Source organism: Phascolarctobacterium sp. Marseille-Q4147 (assembly GCF_017968825.1).
Lineage (GTDB): Bacteria > Bacillota > Negativicutes > Acidaminococcales > Acidaminococcaceae > Phascolarctobacterium_A.
This window is the reverse complement of the sequence record NZ_CP072874.1, coordinates 1,483,418-1,499,652: the sequence shown is the minus strand read 5'-3', so window position 1 is coordinate 1,499,652 and position 16,235 is coordinate 1,483,418. Positions and strand designations below refer to the sequence as shown.

At 48.1% G+C, this 16,235-nt stretch carries 12 protein-coding genes; 3 read left to right on the top strand and 9 right to left on the bottom strand.

Features of this window, described 5'->3' with window-relative positions:
• Positions 1-16: 16 nt before the first annotated feature.
• Positions 17-1,591 carry a DUF4127 family protein gene (locus tag KAH19_RS07080; protein ID WP_210683999.1) on the top strand — a complete coding sequence of 525 codons (1,575 nt, stop codon included), beginning with the start codon at positions 17-19 and terminating at the stop codon, positions 1,589-1,591.
• Positions 1,592-1,771: 180 nt separating this feature from the next.
• On the opposite strand, the gene KAH19_RS07075 is transcribed toward KAH19_RS07080, so the two are convergent.
• From KAH19_RS07075 to KAH19_RS07040, 8 genes are all read right to left on the bottom strand, one after another.
• Positions 1,772-3,046, bottom strand: a complete 1,275-nt coding sequence (locus KAH19_RS07075) for an SLC13 family permease (RefSeq protein WP_210683998.1) — start codon at positions 3,044-3,046, stop codon at positions 1,772-1,774.
• A gap of 426 nt (positions 3,047-3,472) precedes the next feature.
• Positions 3,473-4,747, bottom strand: coding sequence for an SLC13 family permease (locus KAH19_RS07070; protein ID WP_210683997.1), 1,275 nt, complete (start codon positions 4,745-4,747; stop codon positions 3,473-3,475).
• Between the two features lie 384 nt (positions 4,748-5,131).
• Positions 5,132-6,400, bottom strand: a complete 1,269-nt coding sequence (locus tag KAH19_RS07065; RefSeq protein ID WP_210683996.1) for an SLC13 family permease — start codon at positions 6,398-6,400, stop codon at positions 5,132-5,134.
• A gap of 321 nt (positions 6,401-6,721) precedes the next feature.
• Positions 6,722-7,405 (bottom strand): Crp/Fnr family transcriptional regulator, encoded by a 684-nt coding sequence (locus KAH19_RS07060; RefSeq protein ID WP_210683995.1) that lies wholly within the window; start codon positions 7,403-7,405, stop codon positions 6,722-6,724.
• A gap of 512 nt (positions 7,406-7,917) precedes the next feature.
• Positions 7,918-9,285, bottom strand: a complete 1,368-nt coding sequence (gene radA, locus KAH19_RS07055) for a DNA repair protein RadA (protein WP_210683994.1) — start codon at positions 9,283-9,285, stop codon at positions 7,918-7,920.
• Positions 9,272-11,992 (bottom strand): ATP-dependent Clp protease ATP-binding subunit, encoded by a 2,721-nt coding sequence (locus tag KAH19_RS07050; RefSeq protein ID WP_210683993.1) that lies wholly within the window; start codon positions 11,990-11,992, stop codon positions 9,272-9,274. Before KAH19_RS07050 ends, radA begins: the two co-directional genes overlap by 14 nt.
• 4 nt (positions 11,993-11,996) lie before the next feature.
• A complete protein-coding gene (locus KAH19_RS07045; RefSeq protein WP_210683992.1) occupies positions 11,997-12,410 on the bottom strand; it encodes a CtsR family transcriptional regulator in 414 nt (137 codons plus the stop codon).
• A 146-nt stretch (positions 12,411-12,556) separates the two neighbouring features.
• The gene (locus tag KAH19_RS07040; RefSeq protein WP_009145545.1) at positions 12,557-12,871 is read right to left on the bottom strand and encodes a helix-turn-helix domain-containing protein; all 315 of its coding nucleotides are present in this window, start codon (positions 12,869-12,871) and stop codon (positions 12,557-12,559) included.
• A 519-nt stretch (positions 12,872-13,390) separates the two neighbouring features.
• Between KAH19_RS07040 and KAH19_RS07035 the strand changes: the two genes are divergently transcribed.
• Both KAH19_RS07035 and KAH19_RS07030 read left to right on the top strand, forming a co-directional pair.
• A complete protein-coding gene (locus KAH19_RS07035) occupies positions 13,391-13,945 on the top strand; it encodes a LemA family protein (RefSeq protein WP_210683991.1) in 555 nt (184 codons plus the stop codon).
• A gap of 44 nt (positions 13,946-13,989) precedes the next feature.
• Complete coding sequence (locus KAH19_RS07030) at positions 13,990-14,745, top strand: YgcG family protein (protein ID WP_210683990.1); 756 nt, start codon at positions 13,990-13,992, stop codon at positions 14,743-14,745.
• A 169-nt stretch (positions 14,746-14,914) separates the two neighbouring features.
• Here the strand turns inward: KAH19_RS07030 and KAH19_RS07025 are convergent, their stop codons facing one another.
• On the bottom strand, positions 14,915-16,150 hold the full coding sequence (locus KAH19_RS07025; RefSeq protein ID WP_210683989.1) for a Glu/Leu/Phe/Val dehydrogenase: 1,236 nt from the start codon (positions 16,148-16,150) through the stop codon (positions 14,915-14,917).
• Between the last annotated feature and the right edge of the window lie 85 nt (positions 16,151-16,235).

Genomic DNA, 16,235 nt, shown 5'->3' with positions numbered 1-16,235 from the left:
TCAAGGAGGCGTACGCATGGCAAAATTCACATTCCGGCACCATAAGCTGGCAGCAGCCATCTGCACAGCTGCTTTACTGATGCCGGTTTCCGTCCAGGCCAAACGCCTGACTATTCTTTATGTACCCTTAGACAACAGACCTGTCTGCTCCGCCTATGTACAGCAGACAATGGAGGCAGCAAACTGTAAAATTATTCTGCCGCCCGAAAAATATATTGCCACTAACGAAAAAAACGGTAATCCCGAAGCTATCTGGGACTGGCTGGAGCACAAGGCTCCCAAGGCTGATGCCGCAGTTATCAGTACAGATAGCCTGGTTTACGGCGGCCTTGTTGGCTCGCGCACACACAACGTAAGCCAGGAGGAGCTGCAAAAGCGCGTTAATCACCTCTACAAGCTGAAAACCACCCTGCCGATAAAGCTATATGCTTTTTCGACGATTATGCGTACCCCACGCGCCAGCAAAGGGCGCGTAGAGCCCCCCTACTACAGCACCATAGGCCCCAGCATTTTTGCCTACAGCCAGCTGCTGGACAAGCAGGACCAGGGTAAGCTGTCGCCTGCGGAAAAGCTGACGATGCAGGCACTGGAGCGCAACATGAAAAAAGCTGAGCTGGGTAACTGGTTGGAGCGCCGTGAAAAGAATCTGCTTATCAATCAAGAGCTTACACGCATGGCCCGCAACGGCAAATTTCATTATTTAGCCATCGGCAAGGATGATAACGCCACCCTTTCCGCTACGCACATGGAAGGACGCAAAATCAGCCTCAGCACCTTTGATATGAGCAAGGACTGCTTCCAGATTTTGGACGGAGTTGATCAGCTCGGCCTGCTTTTAATCGCCCGTGCCTACAACGAGGCCAACGGCACCAAACCTTCCGTCTATCCCCTGTACAGCGTAGGAGCCGGTGCCTCCACCCTGCCCCAGTACAGCGACGCACGTCTGCAGGACAGCGTACCGCAGCAGATTATCGCTGCCGGTGCAGTACAAGCACAGTCCGCTGACAACGCCGACCTTATTTTGGCGCTCAATACGCCGCAGGACGGCATCGTCAAGGATTCCACAGCAGACGACAATCAGCCATTCGCATCTGCCGGCAATAAAAATTTTGTCGGAATCCTAGGACAGCTGCTCCGTTCCGGACGCAACGTTTCCCTGGCCGATATCAGCTATTCCAACGGCGCGGACAACGGCTTTATGAGCCTGCTGGCCAACAGCATCAACCTGCAGCCGTTAGCAGCCTACAATGGTTGGAATACAGCTGACAACGCCGTAGGCTATGCCATCGCCCAAGGACTTATCGCCCGCGATATGAACAGCGAAGCACGCAGCAGACTGCTGCGCCAACGCCTTATCGACGATTGGTTTTACCAGAGCAATGCCCGCCGCAGCATTTCCAACGAGCTGGAAAAGCATAACCGTGAGGATTTGAAATATGATCTAGCTACAGAAGAAAAAAACATCCTGCAGCAGATTACTGCCGACTGCCAGAGCATGGCCAACAGCTATTCTATAACAAGAGGCACTAAATTCACCCTCTCCTTCCCCTGGAAGCGTTTATTCGAGGTAGACGTAGAAATTAAGAAATAAAAAACAAAGCGCAGAGAAGCTCAGTCAAATACTGAAAGCTCTGCGCTTTTTTATGTGCATCAGCCCCATATGTCGAAACTTAAATTTTTTAGGCAACAAAAAATCTCCCGCCACTTACGTGACAGGAGATTTTGTTTTTTGATTTATAAAGCATATGGTACTTTAGTCGTCAGTCTGGAATTATTTGCCAGGGAAGAACGGCCATACCATCGGGATAACAACCAGGGATACTACGAAAGCTACCAGAACCAGGCCGGTACCAGCTTTTACATAGTCCATGAATTTGTATCCGCCAGGGCCAAGTACCAGAGTGTTCGGAGGAGTACCTACCGGAGTTGCGAATGCGCAGGATGCTGCAACAGCGATAGCCATCAGAACTGCCTTCGGGTCAGCGCCTAATTGTTTGGAGATTGCAATACCGATTGGGCACAGCAGAGCTGCAGATGCGGTGTTGGACATGAACTGAGTCAGGCCGCAGGACAGGATGAACAGAACTGCGGTTACAACCAACGGAGAAGGAGAGCCGCCCATCAGGCTAACAGTCCATTCAGCGATGAGTTTACCAGCGCCGGTTTTATCCATTGCGGTAGATACAGGCATCATACCTGCGAACAGGAAGATGGTTACCCAGTCGATGGAAGCATAAGCTTGTTTTTCAGTTAAGCAACCGGTCAGCACGCAAACCAGAGCGCCGATGATAGCAGCCATCTCAAGGGTTACGCCTTTGATACCCAGTGCCATTACGATAACAACTGCCAACAGGATAATACCGGAGATGACCATTTTCTTGGAATCGGTGCTGTTAGCTTCGATTTCCTGTTCGATCTCCTGATCAGCATCAAGCTCAACCTTCGGGAGCAGATGTTTACCGATGAACATCATGTACAGCATACCAGCAACGGATACCGGAATACCGATCCATGCGAATTCGAAGAAGCCGAATGCAGGAAGACCGGCAGCGGTCATTGCACCAGTAGCAATGATGTTAGGAGGTGTACCAACCATGGTGATGATACCGCCCCAACCGCAGGCAAATGCCAAAGGCATTAACTGACGGGAAGCAGGAATCTTAGCTGCAGAGCAGATACCTAATGCTACAGGCAACAGGCAAGCTGCAGTACCGGTGTTGGAAAGCACGGAAGAAAGTACGGTGCCAACAACCATCAGGCCAAACATCAGGCTGTTTTCACCAGTGCCGCACAGATGAACTACTTTGTTACCGATAGCCTGAGCTAAACCGGTGTAGAACATTGCTGCACCAACAACGAACATGCCGGCGGACAGTACAACGGTGGAGTTAGACAAGCCGCTAAATACTTGTTTAGCAGGAATCAGGCCTAACAGGCCGCACGCAATAGCGCCAGCGGTTGCAGTAATTGCCAAAGGAATGAGTTCGGTTACGAAGAATAACGCAACTACTGCCAAGAGGATTAAACACTTAATTGCAGGGGACATTTTAAGTTCCTCCTTTGTAAAAAAATTTTATATACAATGTCATCTGGACATTATATAACATTAAGTATAGCTTTGTGAAAGTACATGTCAAAGCAATGTTTTTACTTTATTAAGTATTGTTGTTTGCTTTGTTGAATTTATAATAACAGCATTTTTTCTGCGCTTCTGTTGCACAAGCAACACATTTTTTAGCACCAGCTCTTCATATTGCATATATGACCATGCTATCATAAATCCCTAAGCGTTATTTTTTTCTTTTAGAAATAACTGCATATATTCCGCAATCCCTTTTATTAACTGTATTTTACCACACTCTCTCATTTTTATTAAAGTAAAAATGCCATGCAATTACGCACGGCATTTTTACCACTTTCTTTAGTTTTTTAAGTAAAGTAAGTACTAATTTGTCAAAATATTACATTCAACTCACTTGCCCGGGAAGAACGGCCATACGATAGGAATTACAATCAGGGATACGATGAAGCATACGATAACCAGACCGGTACCTGCTTTAACATAGTCCATGAATTTGTAGCCGCCGGGACCAAGAACCAGAGTATTCGGAGGAGTACCTACCGGAGTTGCGAATGCGCAGGATGCTGCAACAGCGATTGCCATGATAACAGCTTTCGGGTCAGCGTTAAGCTGTTTTGCAATTGCTACACCAATCGGGCACAACAGAGCTGCGGACGCAGTGTTGGACATGAACTGAGTCAGGATGCAGGAGAGTGCAAACAGTACAGCAGTTACAACCATCGGAGAAGGATCGCCGCCCATCAGACCAACAGTCCATTCAGCAATGAGCTTGCCGGCGCCGGTTTTATCCATAGCGGTGGATACAGGCATCATACCTGCGAACAGGAAGATGGTTACCCAGTCAATGGAAGCATAAGCCTGTTTTTCGGTTAAGCAGCCGGTCAGTACGCAAATCAGCGCGCCGATAATAGCAGCCATTTCCAGAGTTACGCCTTTGATATCGAGAGCCATTACCAGAACAACGGCAATCAGGATAGCACCGGAGATAATCTGTTTTTTGCTGTCAGTGCTGGTAGCTTCGATTTCCTGCTCAATATCCTGGTCAGCATCAAGCTCAACCTTCGGCAACAGGTGTTTACCGATAAACATCATGTACAGCATGCCGGCAATGGATACGGGGATACCGATCCAGGCAAATTCGAAGAAGCCAAAGCTCGGCAGGCCGGCAGCAGTCAGAGCGCCGGTTGCAATGATGTTAGGCGGTGTGCCTACCATGGTGATGATACCGCCCCAACCGCAGGCAAATGCCAGAGGCATTAACTGACGGGAAGCGGGAATCTTCGCTGCGGAGCAGATGCCTAATGCTACAGGCAACAGGCAGGCCGCAGTACCGGTGTTGGAGAGCACGGAAGACAGTGCAGTGCCGACAATCATCAGACCAAACATCAGGCTGTTTTCACCGGTTCCGCACAGGTGTACAACTTTGTTACCGATGGACTGTGCCAAACCGGTGTAAAACATCGCTGCACCTACGACAAACATGCCGGCAAACAATACTACGGTAGAATTGGATAAGCCGCTAAAAACTTGCTTAGCAGGCAATAATCCCAACAGACCGCAGGCGATAGCACCGGCAGTAGCAGTGATTGCTAATGGAATAAGTTCGGTAATGAAAAATAATGCAACCACAGCCAACAGAATCAAACACTTAATTGCAGGGGACATAACAGTTTCCTCCTTTTATAAGTTTTTACGTAATGTATAAATATAACTTATCACAGTTTATTTCTACATTCCCGTTGTCTTAATATTAACGTAAAAACATCAACCATTGTGTGACTTAAGCAACATTTTAAACGGTTTTTCAGAATATTTTAAATGATTTTATTTACATTATATTTATTTAATTTTTTAAAGTTATTTTTAGTACTTGTTACGCCGTTATTATGCGTCTAGGTACTAAAAAAATATAACGTATTATAGGCTGTCAACACTGTCATTCTTATCATATTTTTCCGCCTACATAACAGCAGAAGGCCGCTGCGCTTTTACAGCAACAGCGACCTTTCTGCCAGTGTTTGATTCAGGGTGTCGTCTAATATGGGAGCATTAAGGGAAGAACGGCCATACCATCGGAATAACAATCAAGCTTACAACAAAGCATACCAGCACCAGACCGGTTCCGCATTTCACATAGTCCATAAATTTGTAGCCGCCGGGACCAAGCACCAGAGTACAGGGCGGAGTGCCAACGGGAGTTGCGAATGCGCAGGATGCTGCAACAGCAATCGCCATTACAACGGCCTTGGGGTCTGCATTCAGCTGTTTAGCAATCGCTATACCAATCGGGCACAGCAACGCAGCAGAAGCGGTGTTGGACATGAACTGTGTCAGGAAGCAGGAGATGGAGAACAGTACTATCGTTACAATAAGCGGTGTGGGTTCGCCGCCCATCAGTCCTACTGCCCAGTTAGCAATCAGCTTGCCTGCGCCGGTTTTATCCATTGCAGTGGACACAGGCATCATACCTGCAAACAGGAAGATGGTTACCCAGTCGATAGAGGAATAAGCCTGTTTTTCAGTCAGGCAGCCAGTAAGTACGCATACCAGAGCACCGATAATAGCAGTCATTTCCAGGCTGATAAACTTCAAATCCAAGGCCATTACGATTACGCAAACCAACAGGATCATACCGGAAATCATTTGCTTTTTCTTATCATGGGTAGTAGCTTCAATTTCCTGTTCGATTTCCTGGTCTGCATCAAGCTCTGCCTTCGGCAGCAGATACTTGCCAATCAGCAGCATATAGAGAATACCTGCTACAGATAAAGGAATACCGATCCAGGCAAATTCAAAGAAGCTGAAACCAGGCAAACCGGCAGCTGTCAGAGCGCCACTGCCGATAATATTAGGCGGTGTACCTACCAGAGTAATAATGCCGCCCCAACCGCAAGCATATGCCATCGGCAACAGCTGGCGGGACGCAGGGTTTTTGGAAGCAGCACAGATACCAAGTGCTACCGGCATCAGGCAAGCGCAGGTACCGGTGTTGGAGAGAACAGAAGAAAGAGCAGTTCCGACAAGCATTAAGCCAAGCATCAGGCTGTTTTCACCGGTGCCGAAAATATGCACTACCTTTTCACCTAAAGCCTGAGCTAATCCGGTGTAGAACATTGCCGCGCCAACTACGAACATGCCGGCAAACAGTACTACAGTAGAATTAGAGAGACCGCTGAAAACCTGCTTGGCCGGAATCAGACCCAACAAGCCGCAGGCAACAGCGCCGCCGATTGCAGTAATTGCCAAGGGTATAATTTCAGTTACAAAGAACAAAGCAATTACCGCTAACAGAATTAAACATTTGATTGCGGGGGACATAAGCAATACCTCCTTTTAATCTTTTTCCGAAAGTCATACAGCAACGAAATCTTATATGCTCTTCCGTTGATTTTATGATAGCATTTTACCCCATCTTTACGCTGTAGCCTAGGCAACAAATTTATTATATTTTACATAATCTTTTTCATGTTTTAGTTTCTAAATTTCATAATTTCTATTGTATTTTTGTTTATAAACTTACGTATCTTATTTTAATTACTTAAGCACTGTTTTTCAGCTGTCCAGGTACTAATTTCAGCAACTGTTCATGACAATAAAAAAGACACCTTCACGGTGCCTTTCTTAATAAATATATAATTATTATTCCGTATGAGAATGCTCCAGAATCTCAAATGTATTCTTCTCAAAGCTGATAAGTCCGTCAGCACGCATGCGCGCCAGCTCCCTGGTCAAAGCACTGCGGTCGGCATCCAGATAATTAGCCAAATCGGTACGGTTGAAAGGAATAGTAAATTTATCACTGTCATTGTACCGGGCTTCCTGCTCAAGATACGCCATAATCTTACCGCGCAAGGTCTTTTTGCAAAGAATTTCCGTTTTCTCAATCAGGCGTGTATTATTATCTGCCAGAATCGAAACGATATTGCACATCAGACGTCTGTTGGTTTCATTGTGATTGCTGCCGTCAAACAGCATTCTTCCCAAAGGAAGCATCAGAATCTCGCTGTCGCTTGCCGCAAAATAGCTTACCACACTGCGGTCACTCAGCTTACCCAGGTAGTTTTCCGCAAAAACGTCACCTGCGCTCAAATTGGCAATAATGGATTTTTCACCCCAGATATCCTCTTTAATCATCTGAACGGTGCCTTCCATGACAACGCATAAATTTTCGATGCAGTCACCTGCCAGATAAATATAGTCGGATTTAGGAAAATGCTTAATCAGTCCATGAAACTTGTGCAAAACCTCGTTAATCTCTTCTCTGCCCAAGCCTTTAAACAACGGTATATCATGATAATTCGGTGCAAACATTTTTACTGCCATATTATCACCAGCCTTCTATTTCATATTAGTTATTCCACATCCTTATTATCCCAAATTAAAATACATATGTAAATATTATGTAATTAAAGTAAACGTTTAGTAATTTTGTTGCTCATGCAACATTTTTTCTGATTTTCAAAATTGAGAAAAATCCCCTAAAACTGCGCTTTTATGCGATATCCGGCTCCACTTACAAAACTTACAAAATTATTCTTTTCTGATATGTTTTGTAAATAAAGAAAGCACTTGCAAACTGTTAAAACGTTGCTATGGCAACGCCCACAAATTGTCGCGCAATTTATAATATAACCATAATAACCTTAAGACATTTGCTGGGACGTTGTTCCTTATACCAATTGCTTTACCGGTACATTTTGAGGGAAGTGTACCGGGATTTTTTTGCATTATAAGCATCAGCCGGTATATGAGGATTGCCCACTGTATAGACAAAAAAGCGCAGACTGTTCACCAGCCTGCGCTTTTTGTATCTGACTAATCTATAAATGTTATCTTTAACCGAACATAGCCGCAATCGCCTGCTCCAATGTTTTGACGCGCACAATCTGCGCCTTGACAGCCGGCAGCTGCAGCTTGCTGTCCGGTACAATAAACTTGCTGAAGCCAAGATTAATGCCGTCCATAATTCTGCGCTCTGGCGCGCTGACGCGACGCACCTCGCCTGTAAGACCAACCTCGCCAAAGACGAGGATACCCTTAGGCAGAGGCCTGTTGCGATAGCTGGAAACAAGCGCTGCCGCCACCGCCAAATCTGCCGCCGGCTCATTAACCTTCATGCCACCGACTACGTTGACATAAGCATCATAAATGCCAAAGTCTAAGCCAAAACGTTTTTCCAGAATCGCCAGCAGCATATTCACCCTGTTATAGTCAAAGCCGACTGCCGTACGCCTTGGCATGCCGTAGGGGGTTTTGGCTACCAACGCCTGGATTTCTGCCATAATCGGCCTATTACCCTCCATACAGGCACCGATAACGCTGCCTGCCGCTTCGCCGTCTCTGTCCTCCAGGAAAAGGCCCGCAGGATTTGCTACCTCCTGCAGACCGCCCGCCTCCATCGAGAAAATGCCGCTTTCGCTCGTACTGCCGAAGCGGTTTTTTAATGCGCGCAAAACACGGAAGGAATAGGAACGGTCGCCCTCAAACTGCAGCACTACGTCCACCATATGTTCCAAAAGGCGCGGTCCGGCGATAGTGCCGTCCTTGGTAACGTGACCGATAAGCAGCACGGCAATGCCCGTACTTTTGGCAAACTGCAGCAGCTTAGCCGTACACTCACGCACCTGCCCCACACTGCCGGCAGCAGTCTGCAGCTCAGGATTATACATCGTCTGAATACTGTCGATAATCAGAAGCTGCGGCTTCAAGGCATTCGCCTGCGCCAAAATAGCGTCCAGATCCGTTGCCGTAAGAATCAACAGGTTATCATTAGCCTGCGCTCCGCCAAGGCGGACAGCACGCATTGCAGTCTGCTCCTCCGATTCCTCGCCGCTGACATACAGCACCTTGATTCCCTGCTGCCCGAAGCGCAGGCCTGCATCCAGCAAAATCGTAGATTTGCCAATGCCCGGCGTGCCTCCCAGCAGCACAAGACTGCCTGGAACGACACCGCCGCCCAGCACACGGTCAAATTCACGGATGCCTGTTGCCAGACGTTCTACCTTCGTTTGAGCAACACTGGCAATAGTACGCGGCCTAAGCTTTTCATTATTAGTCGGCAGATAGCTTTTGCCGGCCTTGGCAGTCACCTCTGCCTCCTCCACCAGCGTGTTCCAGCCGCCACATTCCGGGCAGCGTCCCAACCACGAGGAAGCAACATAACCGCATTCCTGACAGACAAATCTGCTCTTAGTTCTGGCCATGCTGCGGCTCCTTTCCGCTGCTTACAGCAACAGTCTGTTCATCTGTCACCGGCAGCTCCAGCAAAAACTGTGCTCCCTCAATCGCCGTATGAAAATCCATTTTTTTATCTGCAGCCTCGGCAATAATCTTATCACCGCTGTGGAATTTTCCTGCCAGGAATAAATCACTCAGCGGATCCTCCACCAGCTTGCGCAAAGCGCGGCGCAGCGGACGCGCACCATACTTGCTGTCACTGCCTTCCTTCAGCAGCAGCTCGCGTGCCGGAGCGGTAAGCTCGATGCTGAGGCTGTTGCCTGCCAGACGCTGGTTCAGCTCACGCAGCATGTTGTCGGCAATCAGCTCCAGCTCCTGTCTGCCCAAGGAATTGAATACAAGGATTTCGTCCACACGGTTTAAAAACTCCGGACGGAACACGTTCTTGATTTCAGCAAGCACCTGCTCCTTACGATTCTTGCGCTCGCCTGCCTCATTACCGGCAAATCCCAGCGGTCTGGTGTTGGCCAGCTGCTGTGCGCCGGCGTTGCTCGTCATAATCAGCACGGCATTACGGAAGTCTACCGTGCGTCCCTGTCCATCGGTCAGACGGCCATCCTCCATAATCTGCAGCAGCAGATTAAACACATCCGGATGTGCCTTTTCGATTTCGTCCAACAGCACTACGCAGTAAGGCTTACGGCGTACCGCATCCGTCAGCTGTCCGCCCTCGTCGTAGCCTACATAGCCCGGAGGTGCGCCAATCAGGCGTGCTGTGGTGTGCTTTTCCATGTATTCCGACATATCGAAGCGCAGCATAGCACGTTCATCGCCAAACAGCTCCTGTGCCAATGCCTTCGCCAGCTCAGTTTTGCCTACACCGGTAGGACCGAGGAACAGGAAGGAACCGACAGGTCTGTTTTTATCCTTAAAACCTGCGCGGGCACGGCGAACAGCTCTGCTTACCGCGCTCACAGCCTCATCCTGACCGATAACACGCTTGTGCAGACGCCGCTCCAGCTGCAGCAGACGGCTGCTTTCTGTTTCCGTCAGACGTGTCAGCGGAATACCGGTCCAGGAAGCAACAACCTCAGCCACATCCTCCGCAGTTACCGGCTGCTTCATGGCCACCTCGGCCAAGGCTGCCGCCAGCTGTGTCTGCAGCTCGATCTCCTTGTCACGCAGCTCCGCTGCCTTTTCGTAATCCTGCTGCTCTACAGCCTCTTCCTTTTCCATCTGCAGATATTCCAGCTGCTCCTGCAGCTCTCTTGCGGGTGCAGATTTTTTATACAACTTGATACGCAGACTGGCACAGGCCTCATCCATCAGGTCGATAGCCTTATCAGGCAGATTTCTGTCCGTAATATAGCGGTCACTCAGCTCCACCGCAGCCTTGACAGCCTCCGGCTGAATCTTAAGCTTGTGGAATTCCTCATAACGCTTGCGCAGTCCCAACAGCATCGCTTCGCTGGTTTCCGCACTCGGTACATCAACAAGCACAGGCTGGAAGCGTCTTTCCAGCGCCGCATCCTTTTCGATATGCTTGCGGTATTCATCAACCGTTGTTGCGCCGATAACCTGCAGCTCGCCACGTGCCAGCGCCGGTTTGATAATATTGGCAGCATCGATACTGCCCTCGGCACTGCCTGCACCGATAATAGTATGCAGCTCGTCGATAAAGAGAATAATCCGTTTGTCGTCACGCACCAGCTTTAATATTTCCTTCATGCGGTCTTCAAATTCACCGCGATATTTTGCACCGGCCACCAGCATTCCCAGCTCCAGCGAAAAAATAATTTTCCGTTGCAGAAACTCAGGTACGTCACCCTTGATAATCTTTTGCGCCAGACCTTCGGCAATAGCGGTTTTACCCACACCGGCCTCGCCGATAATTACCGGGTTATTTTTTGTTCTGCGGCACAAAATCTGGATAAGGCGTTCAACCTCCTTATCACGGCCGATAACAGGATCAATTTTGCCGCGGCTGGCTTCCAGGTTCAGATTACGTCCGTAACCCGAAAGGACCTCCAGAACATCAGCCTGCTTTTCTTCTACCGAACGGCGCTGCTGATTTCTGCCCGGCACAGCCTTGCGCTGATCATCCAGTGCCTGCACCAGCTCCTTGACAGCAGCCAGCGTAATCTTAAACTTCTGCAGTACCTGATAGGCAATGCCGTCGCCTGCAGCCAACAGACCTACAAGCAGCTGCTCACTGCCGACATATTCCTGCTCCAGCTCCTGCGCGTTCTCTGCCGCACGCTCCATTACACGCTGCGCGCGTTGGCTGTACTGCGGCAGTTTGGACTGCTTACTGCCTTTATCCAGCCAGCTCTCCAGCTCTGTTTTCATCTCATCGAGATTATTATGCAATTTGTGCAGCAGCTTCTTGCCGGTACAATCCGGTATCGTCAACAAGCCCCACAAAATATGCTCCGTACCTATATGCTCGCTGCCGCAGTCCAAAGCCTTGGTGGTAGCCAGCTCCAGCACCTTGGCCGCAGCCTCGCTGAAGCCCTCGCGGGTAACCTTTTTCTTGGGCTTGCGTCCTGCGCCCTTCAGCATTTCATCCAAAAAGCGTTTAGCTCCCTCAGGTGTCAGCGGCATATCGCCCATGCCCATAGGCAGGTAATCCTTGGCGCAGTCACCGCAAAGCCATTTATCAATCTGCTTATCACCTACAAGGCACACCATGTGCATGATAGCCTGTTTTTTATGACAATTTTCACAAAGCATTTCTTCACCTCCGTCCGGTGTTGTGCAGCAAGCCTACAGCCTGCTGCAATATTTCCTTCTTCTTATCCTCATCGGCGTCGATAATCTGCAGCATATACTGCAGCAAAGCGCCTTCTCTTGCTGTAACCATTTTCTGCTGCAGCAAATGCTGCACCAGCTGCAAGGCTGTAGGCGGCTTGGGTGTTTCTGCCGCAGGCTGCATACGTACAATGCGTACAAAACCGCCGCTGCCGCGCCTTGACTCCACCATAAAGCCACGCTCCGGCGTAAAACGCGTACTGAGCACATAGCTTATCTGCGAAGGAGCGCAGGACAAACGCTCAGCCAGCTCATTGCGCTGCACAAGCACAGTATCCTCATGCTCTCGCAGCAATTCACCTATAATAAAGCTTTCAATTGCATCTGCTAAATTTTTCATAGTAACTCACCTTGATTATATATTTGAATATATTATATTTGACTTTTCGACTTTAGGCAAGTGAAAAATCTATGGCAGAAAAAAGCATATAAAAAAAAGACTACCGCAACCATACTCAGTCACGGCAATCTTTAACATTAAATTGATTAACCCTTAATAGTCTTCAGCATCTGCAAAGCCTGCACGATATCCTGCATAGTGAAATTCTCCAGAGAGGTTGTCTGGGTTTCTTTCTTGGCTTTTTCTTCACCGAATACTATATCATCAATACCACAATTAAAAATATTCGTCATCTTAACCAGATTTTCCAAAGTCAGACCGGCACGTCCGCTTTCGATATTACTCATATGGGTTTGCGATACACCTATATTTTTAGCCAGCTCAGTCTGATAAATATTATTCTTCAAACGCAATGTTTTGATGCGTAGACCAACAGCCTTATAATCCACTTGCTTTGCCATATTAGCTCATCCCCTAACTATTTGCTGATATAGTGATGCCAGCTACATCCTACTGCTTGTGAAATGACCTCCTACATAACCGCACCCTATATAATATAACACAGCATTCTCTAAGAACCCCTTCCTGCAAAGCTACCCCCTCTCCCGGAACCGGCGCTCTATTCGCACTTTAATTGTCCTTTTAACGAATGCTTAAACCAGCTTACCTAATTATATAATACACCTCTTTAAGGCATTACGCAATAATAATAATTAATATTTTAAGGCAATTAAGTTGCATCCAAACTTTTCTCCTTCTTATTCTCATTGTTTGAAAACAAAAAGCATCTCTGTTTTATAAATAATTTTCTATGATTCTTTAATTGCTGAAAAAAAGCGGCATATTTCACAATAGTTTCGCAAATTCTTTGCCTTTTTGACTTTTCATAAATTGACAGCAGTAAAGCTTTCTTTTACAATTAAATTAAGCAGGCTGTACATGCCTGCCTGATGTCCGTTAATACGAAAGGAGCTATAAAAATGAGTAAAGGTATTTTAGGTGTTATCGCCGCTATTGTCATTATGGCAGCTATGTTTTTCAGCAGCTATAACGGTCTTGTAAGTATGAATGAAAACGTTACCGGCAAATGGTCGCAGGTGGAAAACCAGTTGCAGCGCCGTAACGATTTAATCCCTAATCTTGTAAATACCGTCAAAGGCTATGCAGCGCACGAAACAGAGGTATTCAAGGCTGTATCCGATGCTCGTGCTAAGCTGGGCGGTGCCAAAACCGTAGCAGAAACAACTGCAGCCAACAATGAAATGAACAGTGCTCTGAGCCGCCTCTTAGTTGTTGCCGAAAATTACCCGGATTTAAAGGCCAACACCAACTTCCAGCAGCTGCAGGATGAGCTGGCAGGTACCGAGAACCGTATCGCCGTAGCACGTAAGGACTACAATGATGCGGTACAGTCCTACAACGCCAAAATCAAATCTCTGCCTACCTCTTTATACGCCGGTGCCTTCGGCTTTACCGCCAAGGATTACTTCAAGGCAGATGCAGCTGCCCAAAAGGTACCGCAGGTTAAATTTTAAGCAGATAATCCCGCTAGCTGCAAGCTGCTGACGGAGGGATAATAATGAAACGTTTTATAATCTGCCTGCTGCTTATCTTGCAGACCTTCTTTGCCGCTTACGCCGGCGCCGCACCTGCCATTCCGCCGCGTCCGGCGGCCGGCAGCGGCATTTACGTACAGGACAACGCCGGTGTCATCTCCGCAGAGGATAAGCAGCAAATGCTCAGTTTGGGCGCTGAGCTTGACAACAAAACAACAGCACAGCTGGCAGTACTGACAATCAACACGCTAGACGGCGAGCCTATTGAGGATTACGCTCTGGAAGTGCTGCGCCAATGGGGCATTGGCAGCAAGGAGCAGAATAACGGTGCGCTCATTGTTGTCGCCGTTAAGGACAGACGCTCACGCATTGAAGTAGGCTACGGTCTGGAGGGCTCGCTGCCCGATGGTCTTACAGGACGCATCCAGGATCAGTATATGATTCCTTACTTCAAGGACGGTAACTACAGCAAAGGTATTTTGCAGGGCTACAAGGCTGCCGCAGCCAAAATTGCCCAAGGCTATAATACGGAGCTGAGCGGTGTAAAATATCAAGCTCCCGCTTCCCAACCGCAAAAAAATACCGGCTCCGGCCTGGATGATTTGCTATTGGCACTAGGAGTCATCGGTTTTCTTATTGTGGATAATCTTTTATTGGGCGGCTTTTTCACGCGCATATTACTGCTGCTGATTTTCCGCGGCGGTGGTCGCGGCGGAGGAGGAGGCCGAGGCTTCGGCGGCGGCAGCGGCGGTGGCGGCGGTTCGTCCCGTAGCTGGTAAATACACAACAAAGCCCACTCTGAACTGCATCCCCTTCCGGTGATGCAGTTTTTTGTATGCTCACTTTACAGTGAGTCGACAATACAGCCACAATGCTAAAACTCCTGCCAAGGCACAATGCCTAGGCAGGAGCTCATATTATTTTATATTATTAAACGAAATTCAGCAGTTATACCATGCCTCTGATTTTCATTGCTTCTTCCAGGCTTCCCAGAGCAACCATGTAAGCGGCAACACGCAACGGCACATTATACTGCTTTGCCTTTTCATAAACAGCCTTGAAGGCCTTGCGCATCAATGCGTTCTGCTTTTCAATAACTTCTTCTTCAGGCCAGAAGTAACGATACAGATTCTGTACCCATTCGAAATAGCTTACAGTTACACCGCCGCCATTAGCCAGAATATCCGGGATAACCATAACGCCCTTAGCCTCCAAAATATCGTCAGCCTCCGGTGTAGTCGGTCCGTTGGCACCCTCGCAGATAATGCTGGCCTGTACAGCAGCTGCATTTTCCGCAGTAAGCTGCAGCTCAATAGCGCAGGGTGCCAGCACAGTAACTTCCATCGCCAGCAAATCAGCATTGGTAATCGCTTTACTGCCCGGATAGCCTACTATGCTGCCTGTTTTCTTAACGTAAGCATCTACATCATAGCAATCAAAGCCATCTGCCTTAAAGATAGCGCCATAAACATCACTCAAGGCAATAACCTTAACGCCTGCATCACAGAACAGCTTGGCAGTCCAGCTGCCTACATTACCGAAGCCCTGAACAGCAGCGGTTGCCTCATGCGGCTGAATTCCTTTCAGCTTCAGTGCTTCCAGTGCCGCAACAACAACGCCGCGTCCGGTAGCAGCAGTACGTCCCAAGGAGCCGCCTACGCTGATTGCCTTGCCTGTAATAAAGCCGGGCTCATATTGACCGGTAAGCTTGCTGTATTCATCCATCATCCAGCCCATAATCTGAGCATTAGTATTCATATCAGGTGCCGGGATATCACGTTTTTCACCGATAATCGGTGCAATTTTATCTATATAACCGCGCGTCAGACGCTCCAGCTCTGCTTTCGAAAGCTTAGACGGATCTACGATAATACCGCCCTTACCGCCACCATACGGCAAACCGGCTACGGCACATTTACAGGTCATCCAAAAGGCAAGCGTCTTTACCTCATCCATGCTTACATTCTGATGATAGCGTACGCCGCCCTTTGCGGGGCCAAGGATTGTGCTGTGCTGGCTGCGATAGCCGGTAAATACTTTTGTAGTACCGTCATCCATTTTTACAGGAATAGAAACTTCCAAAGTACGTTCGGGAACCGCAATAATAGCTGCTGCGCCTGCATCAAGCTCCATTGTTTCAATCGCTTTATTCAGTGGAATTTGGGCCATTTCAAAAATATTCATAATCAAGCCTCCTTGCTTTCCAAAAGGATATAACCCCATATCCGTACTTTTATTATATCGTGTACACTATTCACTGTCTACAGAA

Excerpts from the sequence above, each read along its gene's own strand:
- KAH19_RS07045 (WP_210683992.1), bottom strand. The coding sequence starts at position 12,410 with ATGAAAAATTTAGCAGATGCAATTGAAAGCTTTATTATAGGTGAATTG.
- KAH19_RS07060 (WP_210683995.1), bottom strand. The coding sequence starts at position 7,405 with ATGGCAGTAAAAATGTTTGCACCGAATTATCATGATATACCGTTGTTT.
- KAH19_RS07050 (WP_210683993.1), bottom strand. The coding sequence starts at position 11,992 with ATGCTTTGTGAAAATTGTCATAAAAAACAGGCTATCATGCACATGGTG.
- KAH19_RS07025 (WP_210683989.1), bottom strand. The coding sequence starts at position 16,150 with ATGAATATTTTTGAAATGGCCCAAATTCCACTGAATAAAGCGATTGAA.
- KAH19_RS07075 (WP_210683998.1), bottom strand. The coding sequence starts at position 3,046 with ATGTCCCCTGCAATTAAGTGTTTAATCCTCTTGGCAGTAGTTGCGTTA.
- KAH19_RS07065 (WP_210683996.1), bottom strand. The coding sequence starts at position 6,400 with ATGTCCCCCGCAATCAAATGTTTAATTCTGTTAGCGGTAATTGCTTTG.
- KAH19_RS07040 (WP_009145545.1), bottom strand. The coding sequence starts at position 12,871 with ATGGCAAAGCAAGTGGATTATAAGGCTGTTGGTCTACGCATCAAAACA.
- radA (WP_210683994.1), bottom strand. The coding sequence starts at position 9,285 with ATGGCCAGAACTAAGAGCAGATTTGTCTGTCAGGAATGCGGTTATGTT.
- KAH19_RS07070 (WP_210683997.1), bottom strand. The coding sequence starts at position 4,747 with ATGTCCCCTGCAATTAAGTGTTTGATTCTGTTGGCTGTGGTTGCATTA.
- KAH19_RS07030 (WP_210683990.1), top strand. The coding sequence starts at position 13,990 with ATGAAACGTTTTATAATCTGCCTGCTGCTTATCTTGCAGACCTTCTTT.
- KAH19_RS07080 (WP_210683999.1), top strand. The coding sequence starts at position 17 with ATGGCAAAATTCACATTCCGGCACCATAAGCTGGCAGCAGCCATCTGC.
- KAH19_RS07035 (WP_210683991.1), top strand. The coding sequence starts at position 13,391 with ATGAGTAAAGGTATTTTAGGTGTTATCGCCGCTATTGTCATTATGGCA.